At 51.1% G+C, this 20,989-nt stretch carries 22 protein-coding genes and 1 other annotated feature; of the genes, 12 read left to right on the forward strand and 10 right to left on the reverse strand.

All coding sequences use genetic code 11. The features are described from left to right. Positions 1-80: 80 nt before the first annotated feature. Positions 81-539 (reverse strand): hypothetical protein, encoded by a 459-nt coding sequence (locus B1H56_RS02470; RefSeq protein WP_066521517.1) that lies wholly within the window; start codon positions 537-539, stop codon positions 81-83. 48 nt (positions 540-587) lie between these two features. Beyond that, positions 588-947, reverse strand: a complete 360-nt coding sequence (locus B1H56_RS02475; protein ID WP_066740076.1) for a DUF2185 domain-containing protein — start codon at positions 945-947, stop codon at positions 588-590. 171 nt (positions 948-1,118) lie between these two features. Between B1H56_RS02475 and B1H56_RS02480 the strand changes: the two genes are divergently transcribed. The 5 genes from B1H56_RS02480 to B1H56_RS02500 all read left to right on the forward strand — a co-directional run bounded on the left by B1H56_RS02480 (position 1,119) and on the right by B1H56_RS02500 (position 7,458). Continuing rightward, the gene (locus tag B1H56_RS02480; protein ID WP_066521515.1) at positions 1,119-1,790 is read left to right on the forward strand and encodes a glucosaminidase domain-containing protein; all 672 of its coding nucleotides are present in this window, start codon (positions 1,119-1,121) and stop codon (positions 1,788-1,790) included. A gap of 149 nt (positions 1,791-1,939) precedes the next feature. Further along, positions 1,940-3,103 (forward strand): alkaline phosphatase family protein, encoded by a 1,164-nt coding sequence (locus tag B1H56_RS02485; protein ID WP_066521513.1) that lies wholly within the window; start codon positions 1,940-1,942, stop codon positions 3,101-3,103. Positions 3,104-3,154: 51 nt separating this feature from the next. After that, positions 3,155-3,401 (forward strand) — a binding site (T-box leader). A gap of 59 nt (positions 3,402-3,460) precedes the next feature. Next, positions 3,461-4,834 (forward strand): TrpB-like pyridoxal phosphate-dependent enzyme, encoded by a 1,374-nt coding sequence (locus B1H56_RS02490; protein WP_066521511.1) that lies wholly within the window; start codon positions 3,461-3,463, stop codon positions 4,832-4,834. 104 nt (positions 4,835-4,938) lie between these two features. Continuing rightward, a complete protein-coding gene (cls, locus tag B1H56_RS02495) occupies positions 4,939-6,474 on the forward strand; it encodes a cardiolipin synthase (protein WP_066521510.1) in 1,536 nt (511 codons plus the stop codon). Positions 6,475-6,534: 60 nt separating this feature from the next. Beyond that, a complete protein-coding gene (locus tag B1H56_RS02500; RefSeq protein WP_066740068.1) occupies positions 6,535-7,458 on the forward strand; it encodes a mechanosensitive ion channel family protein in 924 nt (307 codons plus the stop codon). A 55-nt stretch (positions 7,459-7,513) separates the two neighbouring features. Here the strand turns inward: B1H56_RS02500 and B1H56_RS14475 are convergent, their stop codons facing one another. Continuing rightward, a complete protein-coding gene (locus B1H56_RS14475; protein WP_156468721.1) occupies positions 7,514-7,687 on the reverse strand; it encodes a hypothetical protein in 174 nt (57 codons plus the stop codon). 289 nt (positions 7,688-7,976) lie between these two features. On the opposite strand from B1H56_RS14475, the gene pyrB reads away from it, so the two are divergent. The 4 genes from pyrB (at position 7,977) to B1H56_RS02520 (ending at position 11,885) form a co-directional block, all read left to right on the forward strand. Then, on the forward strand, positions 7,977-8,897 hold the full coding sequence (gene pyrB / locus B1H56_RS02505) for an aspartate carbamoyltransferase (RefSeq protein WP_066521509.1): 921 nt from the start codon (positions 7,977-7,979) through the stop codon (positions 8,895-8,897). Next, on the forward strand, positions 8,897-9,319 hold the full coding sequence (locus B1H56_RS02510; RefSeq protein ID WP_066521507.1) for an aspartate carbamoyltransferase regulatory subunit: 423 nt from the start codon (positions 8,897-8,899) through the stop codon (positions 9,317-9,319). The genes pyrB and B1H56_RS02510 overlap by 1 nt, the downstream gene beginning before the upstream one ends. A 68-nt stretch (positions 9,320-9,387) precedes the next feature. After that, positions 9,388-10,296, forward strand: coding sequence for an ornithine carbamoyltransferase (argF, locus tag B1H56_RS02515; RefSeq protein WP_066521505.1), 909 nt, complete (start codon positions 9,388-9,390; stop codon positions 10,294-10,296). Positions 10,297-10,409: 113 nt separating this feature from the next. Continuing rightward, positions 10,410-11,885, forward strand: a complete 1,476-nt coding sequence (locus B1H56_RS02520) for an aldehyde dehydrogenase family protein (RefSeq protein ID WP_066521504.1) — start codon at positions 10,410-10,412, stop codon at positions 11,883-11,885. 61 nt (positions 11,886-11,946) lie between these two features. On the opposite strand, the gene B1H56_RS02525 is transcribed toward B1H56_RS02520, so the two are convergent. Further along, entirely contained in the window at positions 11,947-12,642 is a 696-nt protein-coding gene (locus B1H56_RS02525) for a hypothetical protein (protein ID WP_066521500.1), read from the reverse strand. Positions 12,643-12,786: 144 nt separating this feature from the next. Between B1H56_RS02525 and B1H56_RS02530 the strand changes: the two genes are divergently transcribed. Both B1H56_RS02530 and B1H56_RS02535 read left to right on the forward strand, forming a co-directional pair. Further along, on the forward strand, positions 12,787-14,037 hold the full coding sequence (locus B1H56_RS02530; RefSeq protein WP_066521493.1) for a deoxyguanosinetriphosphate triphosphohydrolase family protein: 1,251 nt from the start codon (positions 12,787-12,789) through the stop codon (positions 14,035-14,037). 79 nt (positions 14,038-14,116) lie between these two features. Beyond that, entirely contained in the window at positions 14,117-14,500 is a 384-nt protein-coding gene (locus B1H56_RS02535) for a desulfoferrodoxin (protein WP_066521491.1), read from the forward strand. A 48-nt stretch (positions 14,501-14,548) separates the two neighbouring features. Here B1H56_RS02535 and B1H56_RS02540 read toward each other — a convergent pair whose 3' ends face one another. Further along, complete coding sequence (locus B1H56_RS02540; protein WP_066521490.1) at positions 14,549-15,106, reverse strand: DUF6512 family protein; 558 nt, start codon at positions 15,104-15,106, stop codon at positions 14,549-14,551. A gap of 246 nt (positions 15,107-15,352) precedes the next feature. On the opposite strand from B1H56_RS02540, the gene B1H56_RS02545 reads away from it, so the two are divergent. Next, positions 15,353-16,603 (forward strand): homocysteine S-methyltransferase family protein, encoded by a 1,251-nt coding sequence (locus B1H56_RS02545; RefSeq protein ID WP_066521489.1) that lies wholly within the window; start codon positions 15,353-15,355, stop codon positions 16,601-16,603. Positions 16,604-16,644: 41 nt separating this feature from the next. Here B1H56_RS02545 and B1H56_RS02550 read toward each other — a convergent pair whose 3' ends face one another. From B1H56_RS02550 to B1H56_RS02570, 5 genes are all read right to left on the reverse strand, one after another. Beyond that, positions 16,645-17,721, reverse strand: a complete 1,077-nt coding sequence (locus tag B1H56_RS02550) for a 6-phosphofructokinase (RefSeq protein WP_066521486.1) — start codon at positions 17,719-17,721, stop codon at positions 16,645-16,647. Next, positions 17,718-18,467: an acyl-[acyl-carrier-protein] thioesterase gene (locus tag B1H56_RS02555; protein ID WP_121418962.1), complete on the reverse strand. Its 750-nt coding sequence runs from the start codon at positions 18,465-18,467 to the stop codon at positions 17,718-17,720. Before B1H56_RS02555 ends, B1H56_RS02550 begins: the two co-directional genes overlap by 4 nt. A 111-nt stretch (positions 18,468-18,578) precedes the next feature. Then, on the reverse strand, positions 18,579-19,340 hold the full coding sequence (locus tag B1H56_RS02560; RefSeq protein WP_066521483.1) for an amino acid ABC transporter ATP-binding protein: 762 nt from the start codon (positions 19,338-19,340) through the stop codon (positions 18,579-18,581). Between the two features lie 10 nt (positions 19,341-19,350). Next, a complete protein-coding gene (locus tag B1H56_RS02565; RefSeq protein WP_066521482.1) occupies positions 19,351-19,992 on the reverse strand; it encodes an amino acid ABC transporter permease in 642 nt (213 codons plus the stop codon). Between the two features lie 79 nt (positions 19,993-20,071). Next, positions 20,072-20,935: an amino acid ABC transporter substrate-binding protein gene (locus tag B1H56_RS02570; protein ID WP_066521481.1), complete on the reverse strand. Its 864-nt coding sequence runs from the start codon at positions 20,933-20,935 to the stop codon at positions 20,072-20,074. Positions 20,936-20,989: the final 54 nt, after the last annotated feature.

The raw sequence follows: 20,989 nt of genomic DNA on the forward strand, positions 1-20,989 counted from the left end.
ACACCCGGGGATTTTTTATCGCGGCTTGGGCCAGCCAGGAAAGGAATACCGGGCGGTTTGGCCCGTTATGCGAAATGATTTTAGGGCATAGCGGCTTGTGTTTGGATAAAATGGATGATGAAATTCGCCGCCGCGCCGATCATAGCCGCGCCGATCCCCGTATACAACATTCCAAGAACGGCCTGCGGAAGCAGGTTAGAAGAGCGAAGCAGAATACCGAATGTAATCATACAGGCCATAATGATATAGCCTTTTACATCAAAAAAGGCGAACGCGCATATTTTTGGGCGGGGAAAGGCTTCGATCCGCGCGGTATGCTTGCGGAAAAGCCGGAAGAAAATAAACTTGAAAAAAAGAAAAAAGACCGCCGCGGTCACCGGAAGGGAGAGCCATAATGGCTCAAGGTTTCCAAGCAGAGCGGGAAGACCGATGGAAAGCACGGCTGTTCCTGCAATACTCCAAACGATTCCGGCAAGCAGCGGAAGATATTTTTTATTGATTCGGGGGGCGTGGTTCAAACCCGTCTCTCGTGTGGTCATAATTTACACCTCGGTCCCGATTTTGTGTCCAGGTAAGACAATCCGGCTCTATTCTTCATCAAAAAAATGTCCGGCTTTTGCAAATTTGCCGTTTTTCTCGCGAATGAATGCCGTCTCGTAGTCGGCATCGAGGAAAGGGAGTACGGCGGGGTCATAGCTGCATATCGTACTCAAGGGAAAGGCGGCGGTGTTTCCCGGGGTGTTCATGTAGGTGGTATCTTCGTCGCCGGCAAGGAATACCCAGCCGGAATCCATTGTACCGGGGATCGGAAAGTCCCGGTACATGATGCCGATTTCATAACCATCCACAGAGATACGGTCGCTGACAACGCACCCGCAGTCGGGATTTTTGACTTGCAGGTCCGTGCGGATTTTCAGATCACGAAAATAAATCTTTTGCTGCTCCATAGCATGTTCGCTCCTTTTCACAAGACTTAGTGTACCCCTAATTCTGTGGGGAATCAATAAGTGTTTTATTTAATATTGATAAACGAATTCCCTAAAAAAATGCAAAAAGCTTGCAAAAATGGTGCTCAGGAGGTATAATAACGGGGCACCCCAAAAGGGAAAGGAATCAGTATGAAAAGAACGATTGTGAAAACCTGCCAAATTATGTGCGCCGGAGTGCTTGTTCTGGCAATCGGCATTACCGCATTGCCGCGTGTAATGGCTGCGGAATTGCCTGCGCAGACTGAGGCGGAAACAATTGGCCAAACCAGTGCGGAAGCGCTGGGGGAAAGTATTTCGCAGGCAGTGTTTGAAACATTTACAGATGAAACTTTGGTCACGCCTTATGAATATGATCCATATGGTGACCTGACGGTCCTTTCAGGATGCACGGCGGAAGAACTGGAGGCATTGCTTGCGGACTCGGGCCTCGAGGGGCTGGGGACGTGCTATGCAGAAAAGGAACAGACGCACGGTATCAACGCGCTTTTTCTGATTAGTGTGGCGCAGCTCGAAAGCGGATTCGGAAAGAGCAAGCTCGCCGAAAATTGCAATAACCTCGGCGGAATCAAGAATGGCAACGACGGGTATATGGAATTTCCGACCAAGCAGGACTGTGTGGAATACCAGGCGACGTTGCTGCGGGACGATTACCTTGATGAAAATGGAAAATATTACCGGGGCAAAACCACGAAAGATGTGAGCCAAAACTACTGCGGTGGATCGGAATCGTGGTATACGCAGGTGGAAAGCCTGATGCGCAGTAATTTTGAAAAAGTCGGGGAAATGCGCGCGGCGGCTTGACGACAAGCGGCGCGCAGTAGCCATGCACGCCCGGGAGGGCGGCATGGTTTTTTTGTGCCAAAAAGCGTTTTTGCCTCCCGGTGATTGAACCCGAAGCGCGAATAGCGTATAATGGGGTCAGAAATTAACTGCGGCAAAGGGAGAAAGACATGAAAAAAATCACATTAGTGTTAGATGGCGTTGCCGACCGGCCGAATGCGGCGCTGGACGGGAAGACGCCGCTTGAATATGCCAAAACGCCGAACCTTGACGCGCTGTACAGAAAGGCGCTCGGCGGAACGGTGCTCACTATCCCGGAAGGCCTTGAAGTGGGAAGCGCGGTAGCCAACCTGAGCCTCCTCGGGTTTGACCCGTATACATACCGGGGACGTTCGATTATCGAAGCGGCAGGCTTGCATCTGCCGATGAATGAAGACGATCTATACATCCGCTGCAATCTCGTGACTTTTGAAGGCGATTCTTTTGAGACGAGCCGTATTAAAAGCTACAGCGCATACGATATTGCGACCGAAGTTGCGGAGCCGGTTGTACGCGCATTGGCGGAAGAGGTGTTCGGCGGCGAATTTCAGCTTATTTATTGCGGATCGTTCCGCTGTACGCTGATTGTAAAGAATGGGAAAAGGCTTTACCCGGTAGACTTTATGCCCGCTCATGATATCATTGGGCAGGATATCGCTCCGTTTATCAGGACGGAAGGAAAACAGGCAAAGTTTTTTGACCTGATGAAAAAATCGTATGACTTCCTGCAGGAAAAGGCTATCCCTGCAAATGGCATGTGGATGTGGGGCGCGTCGGTTATGCCTGAAATCAAGGGCGATACCCGCGGACGCGTCGCGCTTTCGGAAACCCTGCTGATGGACGGGATCACAACGATTGCCGGACTTCCTAATATCGGCACCAAACGCGAAGGACGTACCTTTGAGGATTTCCTTGAAGAGAAGCTGGAAAAGGCGATTGGGGCAGTGCGCGAATACGAGGATATTTATGTCCATATTCAGGAAACGGACGATCTCTCCCACGAGCTCCAGCCGGTGGAAAAGATGGAAGCCGTAGAGGCGATAGACAGGGTGTTCCTGAAAGACTTCCTTAAAAATATCGGGGAGGATTATACGCTGTCTGTGGCGTCCGACCACTTTACGTTTTCCGATACCGGCGCCCACGGCGGGGAGCCGGTGCCTTTTTTATTCTATGATTCGCGCAACGAGAGGGAACAGGACGGGCGCTTCACCGAGCAAAGCGGCCGTGACAAGCAGTATACCATTACGGCGGCGGAGCTTAAGGCGATGCAAAAGCAGGCGGAAACGGAGAGGTGATTTTCCGCTTGACACACCGGAGGAAGCCTGCTATAATTAGCAATTATAAATAGAAAACCAGTGATTCAGAGGAGTAACCGGGAATACCGCTTTTAAGAGAGCAATGGGTGGTGAGATCATTGCAGCACAGGATTTTCGGTGAATGGACTGATGAGGGCAGGGAGAACAACGAAAGTTTAGTAATACCTGACGGAATTTCCAGCCGTTACCATGGAAACACAATTGGTTGATTGTGGCAGAGAGGGCGCTTTGCGCCAATCCGGGTGGCACCGCAGAAGTTAAGACTTTTGTCCCAGAAGTTGGGACAAAAGTCTTTTTTGATTTTAAAAACAGAACATTTGAAGGGAGAACAAAGCAATGGTAAAGATTCCGCACAGACTCTATTTAAACGAAGACGAGATGCCGAAGCAGTGGTATAATATGCGCGCAGATATGAAAGAATTGCCTGCGCCGATGATGAATCCGGCGACAATGCAGCCGGCAACGGAAGAGGACCTCTACCCGGTGTTCTGCAAAAAGCTGGCGCACCAGGAACTGGATAACGAGACGAGGTATGTGGATATCCCGGACGAAGTGCTCGAGATGTACAAAATTTACCGCCCGTCGCCGCTGATCCGCGCGTTCAATCTGGAAAAAGCGCTTGATACGCCCGCAAAAATCTATTACAAGTTCGAGGGAAACAATACCTCAGGCAGCCATAAGCTCAATTCTGCGATCGCACAGGCCTATTATGCAAAGGATCAGGGACTGAAAGGCCTTACGACCGAGACGGGAGCAGGCCAGTGGGGGACTGCACTGGCGGAAGCATGCTCTTATTTTGGGCTTCCGCTTACGGTATTCATGGTGAAGGTCTCTTACCAGCAAAAACCCTTCCGCAAAGCGGTGATGCAGACGTTTGACGCAGACGTGATCGCCAGCCCGAGCAATACGACGGAAATTGGCCGCAAAATATTGGCGGAGAACCCGAATACCTCGGGCAGTCTCGGCTGCGCGATTTCCGAAGCGGTGGAAAAAGCGGTCTCCACGGAAGGCTACCGCTATGTGCTTGGATCGGTGCTCAATCAGGTGCTGCTTCATCAGTCGATCATTGGCCTTGAATCCAAGCTCGCAATGGAAAAGCTGGACGAGTATCCGGATGTCGTGATTGGCTGTGCGGGCGGCGGATCAAACCTGGGCGGCCTGATCGCGCCCTTTATGCAGGACAAGCTGACCGGAAAAGCGGATCCGCGGATCGTTGCGGTGGAACCGGCTTCGTGCCCGTCCTTTACGCGCGGGAAATACGCGTACGATTTCTGCGATACGGGCAAAATTACGCCAATGGCAAAAATGTATACGCTGGGCAGCGGATTCATTCCTTCCGCGAACCATGCGGGCGGCCTGCGCTATCACGGAATGTCGCCGATCCTGTCCAAATTGTATCACGACAAATATATGGAAGCGGTCTCTGTTGAACAAAGCAAGGTGTTTGAGGCGGCGGTACTATTTGCCAAAAAGGAAACGATCCTGCCCGCGCCGGAATCCGCGCATGCGATCCGCGCGGCAATCGATGAAGCGCTCCGCTGCAAGGAGGCGGGAGAGCAGAAAACGATCCTGTTTGGCCTTACGGGGACGGGTTATTTCGATATGACGGCGTATGAATCCTATCATGATGGGAAAATGAACGATTATATCCCAACAGATGAAGAACTGCAAAAAGGGTTTGACAGCCTGCCGGAAGTCCCGGAGAAATAAGAAACTGAAAAAGCGCGCACGGCCTGTGCGCGCTTTTTTGTTTGTTGCGCAAAAATTTGTTTTAACGTAAAATGGTAGCTGGGGCAAACCCATGGGAGTATCATATGAAAAAATTTTTCAGTTTCTTTATTAGCCGGATGTTCATCGTGTTCGCACTGATCGGCATTCAGGCATGGATCATTATCAGCCTTTTTTTGTATTTTGACGACCAGTCGGAGGTCATCCGGACGGTTTTCTGGGTGATAAGCCTTGTGATGGTGCTTTATATTGTGAACAAACGGCAGAATCCATCCTATAAACTTGCATGGATCATTGTGATTCTGGTGCTGCCCGTGTTCGGCGTACTGATGTATATCTTTTTCAGCCAGCGCCAGTTGACGAGAAGGCTGCGCAGGAAAGCGGAGCTGGAGCTCGAAAAATCAAGGCCGCTTCTGGGGCAGGACCGACGCGTGACGCATGAACTTGAACAAAAGAGCCTCGACGCATTGCGCCAGACGGACTATATACGCCGGGCGAGCACCTTTCCCGTTTACGACAAAACGGAATCCGAATATTTCTCCAGCGGGGAAGCTTTTTTCGGACAGCTTAAAACAGAGTTGGAAAAAGCGGAACGCTATATCTTCATGGAATATTTTATTGTGGAGAAAGGCGTCATGTGGGACAGCGTACTTGAAATCTTGCAGCGTAAGGTAGCCGAAGGTGTGGACGTACGGTTTATGTATGACGATATGGGCTGCGCGCGTACGCTTCCGTTCCGCTATTTCAAGCGGCTGCGGGAAATGGGGATCAAGGCCACGGTATTCAATCCGCTCAGGCCGGAGCTATCTTCGATCTTCAACAACCGCAACCACCGCAAGGTGACCGTGATCGACGGGCATACGGCATTTTGCAGCGGAGCAAATCTTGCGGATGAGTATATCAATGCAATCGAGCGTTTCGGGCATTGGAAAGACGGCGCTGTCATGCTGAAGGGGGCGGGGGCGTGGGCCTTTGCCGTGATGTTCCTGCAGGCCTGGAACTTTATGATGCAGGAAGACAGCGATTATTCCGTGTTCCGGCCGAAACCGGAGGAATTGGACGGGCGCGGGTCCGACGGATATGTCCAGCCGTTCACGGACGATCCGATGGATGACGAATACGTCAGTGAAAACACCTACATGAATATGCTCAGCAGGGCAAAACGGTATCTTTATATCAACACGCCGTACCTGATCCTTGACAACGAATTTATGACTGCGCTTGAAAATGCGGCTAAAAGCGGCGTGGATGTACGCATTACCACTCCGCATATTCCCGATAAGAAAATGGTATTCCTGCTTACCCGCGCGCATTACGAGGAACTGCTGAAGGCGGGGGTCAGGATTTACGAATACACGCCGGGGTTCATCCATACCAAGACCTTCGTGTGTGACGACGAATTCGGGATTATCGGCACCATCAACCTCGATTACCGCAGCCTGTTCCTGCACTATGAGTGCGGCGTATGGCTCTATGGGACAAAGGCCATCGGGCAGTTGAAGGAGGACTATCTCGAGACGCTTAAGGTGTGCGAAGAGGTATCTTATGACGAGATATGCCATCGCCCATGGTATATCCGCCTGATGCAAGCGATTTTGCGTGTTTTTGCGCCGCTGATGTAATAAAGGGGATTTTTTGGGTATCAATATACCGTTCAGAATTTTTAGTTGGGGAGATACGGTATGACATTAATGGATGCCGGCGTTGGCCGTCTGGCCGACCAAACCGTGAATGATATTGCGCAAAATGCTGTGGATTCCTATACCGCCTGGGAAAAAGAAACCTTTGCCCTCGGCGGGCTTGTAAACACGGTCATCTATGCGGCCATCGTGGCGGCGGCCGCTTTTATTATCATCAAACTGATCCAGCATTTCCTCGCACGGAAGTTGACGGGAAATGCCCGGATTTTTTACCGCCTGATCTATGTGGCGATTATTATTATCGCCATACTGTGCGTGCTCGTCACGATCAAACCGCTGGGTAATCTTGGGACGGGCCTTCTCGCAAGCTCGGGAATTGCGGGTATTGTCATCGGTCTTGCGGCCCAGCAAACGCTCGGTAACGTGTTCAGCGGCATCTCTATCAGCGCGGCAAAGCCTTTTGAGGTAGGTGAATTTATCGAAATCCTGAATGTGACGCCGCCTGTTATGGGCGTAGTCAAGGATATTGGTTTGCGTCACACGACGATTCTCGACGCTTCCAATAAAAGCATCGTGATTCCCAACAGTATTATTGACAAAGATATGATACGCGCTTCCCATGTGGTGGAAAAGGCGAATGTATGCAGCTTCCTCGACGTAGGGATTTCCTACGACAGCGATATTGATCTTGCGATGAAGATCCTTGCGGATACAATTGCGGCCCACGGGGGAACGCTCGACGTGCGCTCGGAGGAGGAAAAGAACAGCGGGATTCCGCCTGTCACCGTCCGCGTGCAGGACCTTGGGGAGTCTGCGGTCCAGCTGAGAGCATTTGTTTGGACGCCGGATACATCCTCCAGCTTTCCAATCCTGTCTGATTTGCGGTATGCGGTAAAAAAAGAATTTGACCGCCGCGGGATAGAGATTCCATATCCATACCGGAACGTGGTGATAAAAAACAAATAAAAGCAAAGAGGACGCGGTTTGAAACCGCGCCCTTTTATATGATGAGAGAAAAAAATCAGTTGATTGAGGCCGAAACTGTTTCGGCTTGTGTATCTGCGGTCATAGTGAGGCTTTCCGCCAGATTTTGCACGGGAAGCGGAGTGCTTGGAATCGTCACAAAAATCATTGCGAGGCCCACGATGATGACCGCTGCGAGTGCGATGAATTTCACTGCCATACTATGTGACATTTGTTTCACTTCCTTTCCCCAAATTATTTGTTCTGTTTTAATAATGGACGCTTTTTCATCCGCGGAAACATGAAAATTCTTATCTTGCCATTTGCTTTTTTGTGTAGTAGAATAGTTGAGGATACATAAGAACCTTTAAATTGGTACAGAGAGGCTGATAAGGTTTTACACATTTGTTTTTTCGTGCAATCGCAATGTCTTTCTGTCATGGGGAAGACATTTTTTTGTGCCTTCAGGGGAAGCCGCACGCGCGGATTATGTACCAAATCGACAAAACAGGAGGAACCTGATGAAACATTTATTGGACCCGATGGACATATCGACAGAGGAGATCGACGAACTGCTTGATTTGGCCGACAAAATTATTGCGGAACCGAAAAAGTACCAGGAAGTGTGCAGGCATAAAAAGCTGGCGACACTTTTTTTTGAACCGTCGACCCGTACGCGGCTGAGCTTTGAAGCGGCGATGCACGAGCTCGGCGGCGATGTGATCGGTTTTGCGGGGGCGGACAACAGTTCGGCTTCCAAGGGGGAAAGCGTAGCGGATACGGTGCGCACGGTGGAATGCTATGCGGACATTATCGCGATGCGTCATCCAAAAGAAGGTGCGGCGACGGTTGCTTCGCAGAATGTATGCATTCCGATCATCAATGCAGGCGACGGCGGGCACCAGCACCCCACCCAGACTCTGACAGACCTCCTTACGATCCGTTCCCTGAAAGGGCGGCTTGATCATCTGACGATCGGAATGTGCGGCGACCTTAAATTCGGCCGTACGGTACATTCCTTGATTCGGGCGCTTTCACGGTACACGAATATTAAATTTGTGTTTATCTCGCCCAAAGAGCTTAAGGTGCCGCGCTACGTCAAGGAAGATGTGCTCAAGAACAATGAGAACGTCACCTATGTGCAGTATGAGCGGCTGGAGGAGATCATTTCCGATCTCGACATCCTCTATATGACGCGTGTCCAGCGGGAACGCTTCTTCAATGAGGAAGATTATATCCGCCTGCGGGACAGCTATATCCTCGATGCGGAAAAAATGAAGCTTGCCAAAGATGACATGATTGTGATGCACCCGCTGCCGAGGGTCAATGAAATCTCCGTGGAAGTAGACAAAGACCCGCGGGCGGTCTATTTCAAACAGGCGCTGTTTGGAAAGTATGTCAGGATGGCTCTTATCATGACGATGTTGGGGGTAAATGCGTAATGTTAAGTATCGATAGTGTGGAAAGAGGCGTAGTGATCGACCATATCAAGGCTGGGAAAGCAATGAGTATCTATAATTATCTGAGGCTCGATAAGCTCGATTGCGCCGTAGCGATCATCAAAAACGTAAAAAGCAACCGTATGGGTAAAAAGGATATCATCAAAATTGAAAATGAGATCGAAACGGATCTCGAGATGCTTGGCTTTATCGATCCGAATATCACGGTGAACATTATCGACGGAGGGAAAATCATAAAAAAAATGAATCTTACTCTCCCTAGGCGTGTGGTGAATATCGTCAAATGCAAAAATCCGCGGTGCATTACCTCGGTGGAGCAGGAACTTCCGCATGTGTTTAACCTCACGGACGCGGAACGGGGGATTTACCGCTGTGCCTATTGCGAGCAACAGGCGGAACGCTAAAAATAATTTGCATAAATATTCATTTTGATGTATAATTATACTATTGAATTGGAAATGAGGTAAATACCATGAAGCATCTACTCAAAATGGGCGATCTGAATAAGGACCAGATCAATGAGATACTCGATCTGGCGGACAGGCTGAAAGCGGAAAACAAGCAGGGGGTCAAGCATCCGCTTCTTGCGGGGAAGACTCTGGGCATGATTTTCCAAAAGTCATCCACGCGTACAAGGGTCTCCTTCGAGGTCGGTATGTATCAGCTCGGCGGTTATCCGCTGTTCCTTTCCTCGAATGATCTTCAGATCGGCCGGGGTGAGCCCGTTGAAGATACGGCGCGGGTGTTGTCGCGTTATCTTGACGGCATTATGATTCGCACCTATGCGCAGCAGGAGGTGGAAGACCTCGCGCAATACGGCAGTATTCCGGTTATCAACGGCCTTACGGATTACGCGCATCCGTGCCAGGTTCTCGCGGACCTGATGACGATTCGCGAATATAAGAAAAGCTTCGATGGGCTTAAGATGGCATATATCGGCGATGGGAACAATATGGCGAATTCATTGATTGTGGGCGGCCTTACGGTGGGCATGGAAGTTGCGTGCGCGGTTCCGGAAAATTATTGGCCAGATCCGTCGGTGCTGGAATTTGCAAAGAAGTATTCTGGCTTCTCCATTTCGGGCGATATTTATGCGGCGGCAAGGGACGCGGATGTACTCTTTACGGACGTTTGGGCATCTATGGGGCATGAGGCGCAGGTCCGGGAGCGGCAGAAGGCTTTCAAGGGCGTTCAGATCAACAAGGATGTTATGGCGGTCGCAAAGCCGGATGCTATGGTGCAGCATTGCCTGCCTGCGCATCGCGGAGAGGAAATCACCGCCGAAGTATTTGAGGAGCATGCGCAGGAGATTTTCGATGAGGCGGAAAACCGTCTGCATGCACAAAAAGCAGTCATGGTTATGGTCATGGGCGACCGGTAAAGTTAAAAAAGCGCGGGTTCCGCGCTTTTTTTAATGTTCCTTTTTCCCGTACGGTTTAATAATGAAGCAAATCTATAGAAGCATTTTAAAATCCCCGGAAAGGAAAAAGAACAATGAAACAGATAGCAGATAAAACATATGGACTCTTTATTGATGGGAAGTGGTCGGCAGCGAGCGACGGAGGGACCTTCGATACATTTTGCCCGGCGAACGGAGAAAAGATTTCCACCTGTGCGGAGGCAACGGAACAGGACGTGGATATAGCCGTGGAGGCGGCGTGGCGCGCCTGGGAAACCTGGAAGGATGTGAGCCCGGAAGAACGACAGAAAATATTGTTCCGGGTAGCGGAGGTCATCGATGAAAACAGGGAACGGCTGGCACAAATCGAAATGCTGGATAACGGAAAACCCATCCGCGAAACAATGAATGCGGACATACCGCTTGCGGCTGACCATTTCCGCTATTTTGCGGGTGCGGTACGCACGGAAGAGGGAGAAGCGATGATGCTGGATCAGAATACCCTGAATCTGATCCTGCGGGAGCCCATTGGCGTAGTCGGGCAGATCGTTCCGTGGAACTTCCCGTTCCTGATGGCGGCATGGAAGCTGGCTCCCGTGCTTGCAGCCGGCTGCTGTACCGTGCTGAAGCCGTCAAGCAGCACGCCCCTTTCCGTGCTTGAACTGGCCAAGCTCACACAGGACATCCTGCCGCCTGGCGTGTTTAACGTCATAACGGGCAAGGGTTCAAAATCGGGCGAGTACATCCTGCGGCACAGGGGCTTTGCCAAGCTTGCATTTACGGGTTCGACGGAAGTTGGCGTTTCCGTTGCGCAAGCGGCAGCGGAAAAACTGATCCCGGCGACGCTCGAGCTGGGCGGAAAATCTGCCAATATCTTTTTTCCGGACTGTGACTGGGAAATGGCGATGGAAGGAGTGCAGCTTGGCATCCTGTTTAACCAGGGGCAGGTATGCAGCGCGGGTTCGCGCGTATTTGTGCAGGAAGATATCTACGACCGTTTTATCGAAGATGCGGTACAGCGGTTTGACCGCGTAAAGGTGGGCGAGCCGTGGAAGGAAGATACCCAGATGGGCGCACAGATTTCGAAGGGGCAGCTCAAAAAGGTGCTGGATTATATTGAGATTGGAAAACAGGAAGGCGCAAAAGTGGCCTGCGGAGGCGTGCGCATCACGGAAAATGGACTCGACAAAGGTTATTTTATGCGCCCGACACTGCTTGTGGATGTGAAAAACGATATGCGTGTCGCGCAGGAGGAAATATTTGGACCAGTCGCGGTCGTAATCAAGTTCAAGACGGAAGACGAGGTTATTGGCCTTGCGAATGACAGCGAATACGGTCTTGGCGGCGGCGTATGGACAAGAGACCTGAACCGTGCGATCCGTGTGGCGCGGGGCGTAAAGACAGGGCGGATGTGGGTCAATACCTATAATTCTTTCCCGGCAGGCGCGCCGTTTGGCGGCTATAAGGAATCGGGCATCGGCCGGGAGACGCATAAGGTGATCCTTGAACATTATACGCAGATGAAAAATATTATAGTCAACCTTTCAGAGAAACCGTCGGGCCTTTACTGAAAGATCCGCGTTCGCATAAAAAATGCCTGATCCGGAAGGATCAGGCATTTTCAATATTGGTTTACTTTGCTTCCGCATCATGCAGCACAATGGCCTGTGCATTTGCCTGCGGCGGAATAGAGAAGGTCATGCGGCCGTCCGTAGTAACAGTGACCCTTTGTCCCGTTGCGAGGGCTTCTGCGGCAAGCGCCTTACCCGGTTCGCTTTCGGAAGAGATTACGGTATCTGCCGATACCACAGCGCGCAGGTCATCTGCCGCGTCACCGCCCTCTGCCTTTTGCACATAGACGAGAAGGTAGTCGCCATCCTCGTTGATCTCCGTAATCGTTCCGCCAAATTCCTTCTGCACGCCGGCAGCCGTCCCGCTATCGCCCTGCGCAGTCACGACGATTTTATCCGGGGTTCCCTGCGGGGGTTCGGAAGCCGTTACGGGTGTGGAAGCCGCAAAATAGGCTTCGATCGCGTCGCCGACATTTATGGAGCCGTCCTCATACATAACCGTTTCACCGTCCCTTTCGACGGGAGTTTTGTCTGTTGTATGCAGGATCATCGACTGGTAGGTTGCGCCTGAATCCGTGTTGCTGCCGTCGACTGTGATGCTGGTGGTCCCATCCGCCGTTGTGATGTCTGTCACGATACCCGCTGCGGCAAGCACGAGGCCATCAGCCGGGGCGGACGGCTTCGCCGCCGAACAGCCCGCGAGAACAAACAGGGAGCATACGGCGAGTGCCAGAGTCCCAAATAAGCCTTTTTTCATTATTGATTCCTCCAATATAGAATATTGTATATATTAATACACGTTCTACATCTGCGGCAAACGACGGGAACGTTTGTTCAGAATAAATTTACAAAGGACGCATCCTGCGCTTTATGCTATAATAAAGGCACGAGGACAAAGTTTATGGATAAAAAACGCGAGAAAAAGTATTTGGAGCTTGATCCCGAAGTGAAGGAAGCGGTTTATGCCGACCTGAAACGTAAGCAGGATGAAATGTACGAGTGCGCGACGCGGGACAAATGCTCGATGCGGCGGGAAAAGGAAACCTTTCGCGTCCAGCGTCCGAATTTTGCGAAGGACAGTGAGCGTATTCTTTATTGCCGCTATTTTAACCGCTATGCAGACAAGACGCAGGTATTCTCCCTCTATAAGAACGACGATATTACGCGGCGCATTCTGCATGTACAGCTTGTTTCGCGGATCGCCCGCAATATCGGCCGTATGCTGAACCTGAACCTTGACCTGATCGAGGCGATTGCCCTTGGTCACGATCTCGGACATACGCCGTTCGGACACGCGGGAGAACGCTTCCTCTCCAAGCTTTACCATGCGAATACGGGACGCTATTTCAACCATAACGTACACAGCGCGCGTATTTTGGATAAAGTGCTGTCTTTAAACCTCAGCCTTCAGGTGCTGAACGGTATACTGTGCCATAACGGAGAGAAGGTGAGCGGCGAATACAAACCGCGTGGATACCGTTCCCGGGATGCTGTAGGAGCGTTCGAGGAATTTGAACGCCAGATGGAGGAGTGCTATACGGAAGCCGGCGCGGTAGGCAAGCTGGTGCCCGCAACGCTCGAAGGGTGCGTAGTGCGCCTTGCGGATGTGATCGCGTATCTGGGAAAGGACCGGCAGGACGCGCAGATCCTGAAAATCGGCGTGCAGGAGCCGTTTTCGGAAAATAATGTGCTGGGGTCTACCAATTCCGATTTTATCAACAACATTATTACCAATGTGGTGTCGAACAGCTACGGAAAACCCTATATCAAGCTGGATGAAGAGTATGCTGCGGCGCTGGCTTATGAAAAACAAGTGAACTTTAAACGGATTTACGGCCCGCAGGATAAAAACGAGCCTTATCCCACGATCCGTAAAATGTTTGCACGCGTATACGATAAATTACTGGAGGACTTTGTAAAAGGAGACCAGGGTTCCCCCATTTTCCGCCATCATATCAACCATGTATACAGTGGATTTTCGCGGGCGGAGGGCCTCAAGGAAGCCTATTTGCAGGAAGAACCGAACCAGGTGGTGGTAGATTATATCGCGAGCATGACGGACGATTATTTTTTGGACCTCCATGCGGTTTTATTCCCGGATGCCCCCAAGCTCGAATATATTTCTTATTTCTCCGGGAAAAAGCGCCAATAAGGTTTAGTTGGGAGCGCGCGTGTTTATTAAAAAATCACAGATGGCAGCGTCTGAATTTTTTGAATAAGGGGAAACGGTAATGGAAGAAAAGGTAATCTTTTACAGATGTGAATTATGCGGAAATATTGTTGAAATGGTGAAGGACGGCGGCGGGCAGCTCGTATGCTGCGGCAAGCCGATGGTGAAGCTTGAACCCAATACGGTGGATGCGGCGCAGGAGAAGCATGTGCCCGTCTATGAGAAAAACGGCGATGTTATTTCCGTGCAGGTAGGGAGCGTGGAACATCCCATGCTTGACGAGCATCATATCGAATGGATTGCGGTAGAGACGCCCGACTCGATCCAGCGCCACGTACTGAAACCGGGCGAGCATCCGAGAGCGGATTTTCATGTTGATTCGGATGAATTCGTTATTTTTGAATATTGCAATCTTCACGGCCTTTGGAAAGCACATTCAAAATAATGCGGCAATAAAAAAACCGGCGGCAAGCCGGTTTTTTGTTGCCTTTCTTTATGCTGCGGGAAAGCCGAACGAACCCGTAACGGAATCCTGAAACAGCGGAATATGGGGCGGAAACGCCGTGAAGAAAAGCTCCATCGCAAGGACGGCAAAGAACAGGAGCAGAGCCAAAAGAAAATATTGCTCGTAACCCCGTTCTGAGGTATAAATCCGGTAAGAAACGATAAAAGCGATGATCGTAAGCACAAAGGTAAAGATGATATCTACAATCAGGCTTTCCACGCCGAACATGCCGGAATACGTATAGAAAAATGTAATCATCAGCAGCAGAATAAGCCCCATAGAGGCGGCCTTGGCAATGAGAAAACGCTGAAAATCGGGCTTCAAAATAAAATATTCTGCAATTGCGTAAAAGAGGAATGGAAAATAGACGATCTTGGTATGCTCCCATACGCTTTCATTGACCGCCGCGAACATCCCGACAAATAGGTTGCCGCCCGACCATTCAAAAAGAAAATGGAATACAGGCGCCAGTATACAGACCGCTATAGCACCGATTATTTCATACCGCCTCAACAGACTCTTGTCCCGCAATCGAATTTGGTTCATGATAAAATGCCTCCGAAGTTTTTATTACAGCACTTTACTTTGAATTAATATAATAAGGAATGCTGCATGCTTATGCAACAAAGAATACGCAACCCAAACGTTTTAGTTGTGAGATTCTTTATTACAGAAGCGATAAGAATATGATACCCACGTTTTCATGCTAATAAGCAATTTTATGTTTCAAACAACGGGCGGGATGCGCTATAATAAAAAAGTATGATACATGATATAAGAAAGGAAACTTATATGAATCTAGCGGAAAAATGCAGAAACAGGGTACTTATCTATGATGGCTCAAAGGGAGTAATGCTTCAACTTAAGGGCCTTTCGGGCGGAGACAGCGCCGAGGAATGGAATCTGACGCATCCGGAAAAGGTGAAAGAAGTGTATGGAAGCTATATTGCCGCCGGAGCCGATGTTATCCAAACGAATACATTTTGCGCAAACGCGCCGTCGCTGCAAAACCATGGACTGGAAGATAAACTTTATGAGATCAACTACGAAGGGGCGCGGCTTGCTCTTTCGTGTGCGGAAGGCACTGGCGTAGCGGTGGCGGCTTCCGCCGGCCCAACCGGTCAATTTTTTCAGCCGGCGGGGGACATGACCTTTGATTCGATGGTTGAGGTCTTCCGGCAGCAGCTTAGGCCCATGAAAGAGGCGGGCGTTTCCATCGTGAATTTTGAAACGTTTACCGACCTGAATGAAATGAGGGCGGCAATTGTCGCGGCAAAGGAGCTGGGCGGCCTCGAGATTATCTCCAGTATGACGTTCGAGGGAGAACGGACGATGTCCGGGAATACGCCGTCAGCGTGCGCTGTTACCTGTGCGGCTCTCGGTGCGGATATCGTGGGCGCAAATTGTTCAGGCGGGCCGGAGAGCCTTTTAGAGCCTATTCATGAAATGGGAGCGGCCGTGGATATACCGCTTTCCGTAAAGCCTAATGCGGGACTCCCGGAGATGGAGTCGGGAGTGGCCGTTTTCAAGCAGCAGCCGGAGGATTTCGCCCGCTCCGCGGCAGGCTTTATCGGTAACGGAGTGCGTCTGATCGGCGGATGCTGCGGCAGCGGGCCGGATCACATCCGGGCGCTGCGCGAGGAGATAGACCATATGGAATTACCGCAGGGAGAGCGCCGTACAGAGCAGATGCTTGCATCCGCATACGAAGCGGTGCCGGTCAGCGGAATTAAAACCGTGGAGATGAATGTGCATACGGACGGTATCCTTGCAGGGATGCAGAGCGGGGATTATTATTGCCTGATGGATGCGATCCCGCAGGATGCGGGAGAAGCGGATGCCGTAATCCTGGATTTTGGAGGGATGGAGGCGGACTTTGATCTATGGAGTTTTACCTCAACACTGTGTATGTTCCTGAAGAAGCCGGTGATTGTAAAGGCCGGCAATGCCGAAGTGGCGGAAGGCTTCCTGCGGTATTATGCGGGACGGGCGGGTCTTATGGCGGATGGCCTGAAAGAAACCTACGGGGCCATAAAATTGTAAAGAAAAAGCCGCTGCACGAGCGAAATGCAGCGGCTTTTTTGTCAGTCTCCCAGACAAATGCCAATATTGCGCGCCGCACGGACGATGTCGCTGTCCAGTGTGACCAGCTTCGTCTTTCCGGCAACGTCGGACAGTTTGTTTTCCGTGAGCCTTCCCTTTTGCAGGGCCACGGTATAGCCGAATTTTTTTTGATAGATCAGCTCCGCCGCCTGCACGCCGAATTTTGTCGAAAGCACACGGTCATATGCGCTGGGGCTGCCCCCGCGCTGGATATGGCCGGGAACCACAACGCGCGTTTCGATCCCGGTCGTTGCCTCAATCGCGTGGGCGAGCCGGGCCGATACCGACGTAAAACCTTCGGCTGAACGTTTTTCGCGGATTTCTTTTCGCTTCAAATCCACCTCGTCGTTCCTGACCGCGCCTTCCGCGATGGCGACGATAGAGAAGGCTTTACCGCGCTCCGCGCGTTTCCGCACCGCTTCAATCACCGTCTCACGGTCGTAAGGAATCTCTGGGATCACCACAACATCCGCGCCGCCCGCAACACCGGAATAAATTGTAAGCCATCCGGCCTTATTGCCCATCAGCTCCACCACCATCACACGGCCGTGACTTGCGGCTGTGGTATGGACGCGGTCGATCACATCCGTTGCGATATCGACGGCGGTATGAAAGCCAAAGGTAACATCTGTTCCCCAAAGGTCATTGTCGATGGTTTTCGGAAGACCAATGACATTGAGGCCCTCCTCGGAAAGAAGGTTCGCCGTCTTGTGCGTGCCGTTCCCGCCAAGCGTGCATAGGCAGTCGAGCCCCATTTTCTCGTAATTTTTCATCATGCTCGATACCTTATCAACGTTGTCGTCGCCGATTTTGCGCATATCCTTGAACGGAGTGCGCGCCGTGCCGAGGATCGTGCCGCCCAGCGTCAAGATACCTGAGAATTCGCTTTTGTCCATAACGCGGTAATCGCCCTTGATAAGGCCGGAATAACCGTCGGCAATGCCGATGATCTCTACGCCCTCCATGCGGTCGTATGCGGCGCGCGCAACGCCGCGGATCGCAGCGTTGAGCCCGGGGCAATCCCCGCCGCTCGTTAGGATGCCAATACGTTTCGTCATAATCTAATCCCCCCCTTTTCCCAAATAACGGAAGCGTCAAACACTGTTTTGCCTTCCGTTTTTCCACAGATATAAGATACGCCGTCCGCATCCCTGCGGTACAGGTCCACCGGCTGGCCCATATAGGCTTCGGCAATAAAATTGATCCTGAAATCGCGGATGGAATGATGCCTCAGGGTATCGAGATCAAAAAGCTCACAGATCCAGTCGGCATACTTCGCGTTGTTGAGATGGCTGTTCATATCCACTTCGCTGTACGCCACTGTACGCGTGCGGATAAGCTCCATATCGTCGGGAAGCTTGATCTTGCCGGGGTCGGGGAGGGCAGCGCCATGGGAAAGGTCGTAAGGATAATTCTCGCCGATATCCCCGGTACGGCAGAGGAAACGGCCCTTGATATTAAACAGCACCCACAGGGAAGTGGCGCGTCCCAGCTCTTCCCCCTGTGCATCGAAAAACATGGTGTGGCGCACAAAAAAGAGGCGTGTGGGCTTGCCCGGCCATGTCACGACCCGGATATCATCCATAAGGTCTGGATAACGTTTCATTTCAAGGTGCAGGCGGGTGAGCATCCATGCCATTCCGCGTTCCTCCACCAGTTCCTTCCTGCCGCAATGAACGGCGATGGCGTGGTCTTCGGCAATTTCCTGCATGCGTGTGAGGATGGCCGACGGCCTCCATTTTCCCCGCGTATCCACATCGTAAGCGCGTATCGTATAGTCTTGCTCCAACTTGGTAATAGTCATTTTGAATCTCTCCAGGATGCGATATTTTATGTTACTATTATACTAACACTTCATTTCAAAAAATGAAAGAAAAACAAAAGCCAGCCATGTGGCTGGCTTTTTTCAGCGCCTTTATACGCTTAAAAGCTTGTCAAGGAAGGCGCGGATACGCGCTTCCTTCGGATTCACCAGAAGTTCTTCCGGTGTGCCGCGTTCCAATATCCGCCCATCGTCCATAAATACTACCTGGCTTGCGACTTCCTTGGCAAAGCCCATTTCGTGGGTGACGATCAGCATCGTCATATGTTCTGCCGCGAGCTCCTTGATAACCTGCAGCACTTCGCCTGTAAGCTCTGGATCAAGCGCAGAGGTCGGCTCGTCAAAGCACAGGATATCAGGATCCATGGCGAGCGCCCGGGCAATCGCCACACGCTGGCTCTGGCCGCCGGAAAGTTCGCAGGGATAGGCGTCTGCACGATCTGCCAGTCCTACCTTTTTCAGCAGATCCATTGCGGCCGCTTCCGCTTTTTCCTTTGGAATGCGGTCCACGTTCATTGGTGCCAGCGTCAGGTTTTCCAATACATTGAGGTGGGGAAACAGATTGAAATTCTGAAACACCATGCCAAGATGCAGGCGTGCGTCGCGCAGCTGCTCGTCAGGGAGGTATTCAGTCGTCCCATCTTTCTCTTCGGCAATGGTAATGCCGTCAAGGATGATCTTGCCTTTTTCCGCTCGTTCCAAACAATTAATACAACGCAGCAGGGTGGACTTTCCGCTGCCAGACGGTCCGATAATCGCCATGGTTTCGCCTTTTTCGAGGGAAAGATCCACATCCTTTAAGACGTGTGTGCCACCAAAACTCTTGTTCAGTTTGCTTACTTCGAGTACGCTCATATGGTTCACCTTAAATCCTGTAATAATTCATGCGCTTTTCGATCTTTTTCAGTACGAGAGATACGATCGCATTGATAGCCAGATAGAAAACTGCCGCCGCGACCAATGGCATGATATTGGCCTCGCGCATGGATGCGGAATATGCGATCTTTAGCAAATCGCCGAGGGCGATGATGCTCACAAGGGCCGTATCCTTTACAAGATTGATTACCTCGTTCCCAAGGGAGGGAAGTACGATCTTAAATACCTGGGGGATTACAATCTTGCGCATTGTAAGGCCGCGGGAAAGCCCGAGAACGGAGGCGGCCTCATATTGGCCGCGGTTGATGGACTGGATACCGCCGCGGAAAATTTCGCTGAAATAGGCCGTATAATTGAGCACAAAAGAGAGAAGCGCAGATTCAAACCGCCCGATATGGATGCCCGCCAGATTGAGGCCGAAATACATAAATAGTACCTGAAGGATGAGGGGCGTACCGCGCATGACCACCAGATAAATATTATAGATGAATTTAGCAGGTTTGCTTTTCCCGAGACTTACATGCGAGCCGAGAAATCCGAGCGGAATCGAACAAACCAGCGTCAGCGCGAATAATGCCAAGGTTACGCCAAGACCCTGGGCAAGCTCTGCAAATGTACCAAGAATGTTCATAATGATACCTCTGATTCAAAAGATGAAAAATCGGGCAGTATCGCGAAACACTGCCCGGTTGATTCGGTTGCCGTAAAATTTAGAAGGTGGTAACGTCCTTGCCAAACCATTTCTCGCTCAGGTCGGCGGCGGTTCCGTCTTCTTTCATTTCACTAAGCGCCAGCATGATAGCGTCATGCAGCGCCTGATCGGACTTCCTGAACCCGATGCCATACTGTTCGGGAGACAGCGTCTCTTCAAGTATAACATATTTACCCGGCTCCTTGGCGAGGTAATAGTTCGCAACTACAAGGTCTACTGCAAGAGCGTCGGTCTGCCCGGAGGAAACGTCCATCAGCGCAGTTACGTTGTCCTTAAAGTCGATCTGCTCGCCGATAGAGGCAGCCAGTTCGGCATTGCTGGCAATTGCTTCCTGTGCGGAAGAGCCATCCTGAACCGCGACTTTTTTGCCCGCGAGGTCAGCAAGGGTCTTAATGGAGGAATCCGCAGGTACAACAACGACCTGTTCATTCTCCATATAGGGCTCGCTCATCAACACCTGCTCCTGACGTTCCGGGGTAATGGTGTATCCGTTCCAGATCATGTCGATGTTGCCGGATTCAAGCTCAAGCTCCTTTGCTTTCCAGTCGATTGCCTGAAGGTTGGCTTTTATGCCCATATGCTCGGCGACCGCCTGCGCAAGCTCAATATCAAACCCGGTCAGGTTGCCGTCCTCGTCCCGGAAGCCCATGGGCGGGAAGCTATCGTCGAGACCGACGACAAATTCGCCTTTATCCATAACGTTTTTCAGGGATTCATCACCGTTTTTGGCGGCTTCTTCCCCCAGCTTTACATATTCTTCATTGGCGGCGGGGGCGTCTTCCCCGCTTGCCGCAGGCGCACATCCTGCAAAAACGGAAGCCGCAAGGACGGCCACGAGCGCAATCAACAATATTCTTTTCATTTCATTCCTTCTCCTTGTGCCATAATTTTAGGTTACGATGATATTATAATTCAT

Source organism: Christensenella minuta (genome assembly GCF_003628755.1).
GTDB classification, from domain to species: domain Bacteria; phylum Bacillota; class Clostridia; order Christensenellales; family Christensenellaceae; genus Christensenella; species Christensenella minuta.

Excerpts from the sequence above, each read along its gene's own strand:
- B1H56_RS02475 (WP_066740076.1), bottom strand. The coding sequence starts at position 947 with ATGGAGCAGCAAAAGATTTATTTTCGTGATCTGAAAATCCGCACGGAC.
- B1H56_RS02500 (WP_066740068.1), top strand. The coding sequence starts at position 6,535 with ATGACATTAATGGATGCCGGCGTTGGCCGTCTGGCCGACCAAACCGTG.
- B1H56_RS02485 (WP_066521513.1), top strand. The coding sequence starts at position 1,940 with ATGAAAAAAATCACATTAGTGTTAGATGGCGTTGCCGACCGGCCGAAT.
- B1H56_RS02490 (WP_066521511.1), top strand. The coding sequence starts at position 3,461 with ATGGTAAAGATTCCGCACAGACTCTATTTAAACGAAGACGAGATGCCG.
- B1H56_RS02510 (WP_066521507.1), top strand. The coding sequence starts at position 8,897 with ATGTTAAGTATCGATAGTGTGGAAAGAGGCGTAGTGATCGACCATATC.
- B1H56_RS02540 (WP_066521490.1), bottom strand. The coding sequence starts at position 15,106 with ATGAACCAAATTCGATTGCGGGACAAGAGTCTGTTGAGGCGGTATGAA.
- B1H56_RS02470 (WP_066521517.1), bottom strand. The coding sequence starts at position 539 with ATGACCACACGAGAGACGGGTTTGAACCACGCCCCCCGAATCAATAAA.
- pyrB (WP_066521509.1), top strand. The coding sequence starts at position 7,977 with ATGAAACATTTATTGGACCCGATGGACATATCGACAGAGGAGATCGAC.
- cls (WP_066521510.1), top strand. The coding sequence starts at position 4,939 with ATGAAAAAATTTTTCAGTTTCTTTATTAGCCGGATGTTCATCGTGTTC.
- B1H56_RS02535 (WP_066521491.1), top strand. The coding sequence starts at position 14,117 with ATGGAAGAAAAGGTAATCTTTTACAGATGTGAATTATGCGGAAATATT.
- argF (WP_066521505.1), top strand. The coding sequence starts at position 9,388 with ATGAAGCATCTACTCAAAATGGGCGATCTGAATAAGGACCAGATCAAT.
- B1H56_RS02545 (WP_066521489.1), top strand. The coding sequence starts at position 15,353 with ATGAATCTAGCGGAAAAATGCAGAAACAGGGTACTTATCTATGATGGC.
- B1H56_RS02480 (WP_066521515.1), top strand. The coding sequence starts at position 1,119 with ATGAAAAGAACGATTGTGAAAACCTGCCAAATTATGTGCGCCGGAGTG.
- B1H56_RS02530 (WP_066521493.1), top strand. The coding sequence starts at position 12,787 with ATGGATAAAAAACGCGAGAAAAAGTATTTGGAGCTTGATCCCGAAGTG.
- B1H56_RS02565 (WP_066521482.1), bottom strand. The coding sequence starts at position 19,992 with ATGAACATTCTTGGTACATTTGCAGAGCTTGCCCAGGGTCTTGGCGTA.
- B1H56_RS14475 (WP_156468721.1), bottom strand. The coding sequence starts at position 7,687 with ATGTCACATAGTATGGCAGTGAAATTCATCGCACTCGCAGCGGTCATC.
- B1H56_RS02520 (WP_066521504.1), top strand. The coding sequence starts at position 10,410 with ATGAAACAGATAGCAGATAAAACATATGGACTCTTTATTGATGGGAAG.
- B1H56_RS02525 (WP_066521500.1), bottom strand. The coding sequence starts at position 12,642 with ATGAAAAAAGGCTTATTTGGGACTCTGGCACTCGCCGTATGCTCCCTG.
- B1H56_RS02570 (WP_066521481.1), bottom strand. The coding sequence starts at position 20,935 with ATGAAAAGAATATTGTTGATTGCGCTCGTGGCCGTCCTTGCGGCTTCC.
- B1H56_RS02550 (WP_066521486.1), bottom strand. The coding sequence starts at position 17,721 with ATGACGAAACGTATTGGCATCCTAACGAGCGGCGGGGATTGCCCCGGG.
- B1H56_RS02560 (WP_066521483.1), bottom strand. The coding sequence starts at position 19,340 with ATGAGCGTACTCGAAGTAAGCAAACTGAACAAGAGTTTTGGTGGCACA.
- B1H56_RS02555 (WP_121418962.1), bottom strand. The coding sequence starts at position 18,467 with ATGACTATTACCAAGTTGGAGCAAGACTATACGATACGCGCTTACGAT.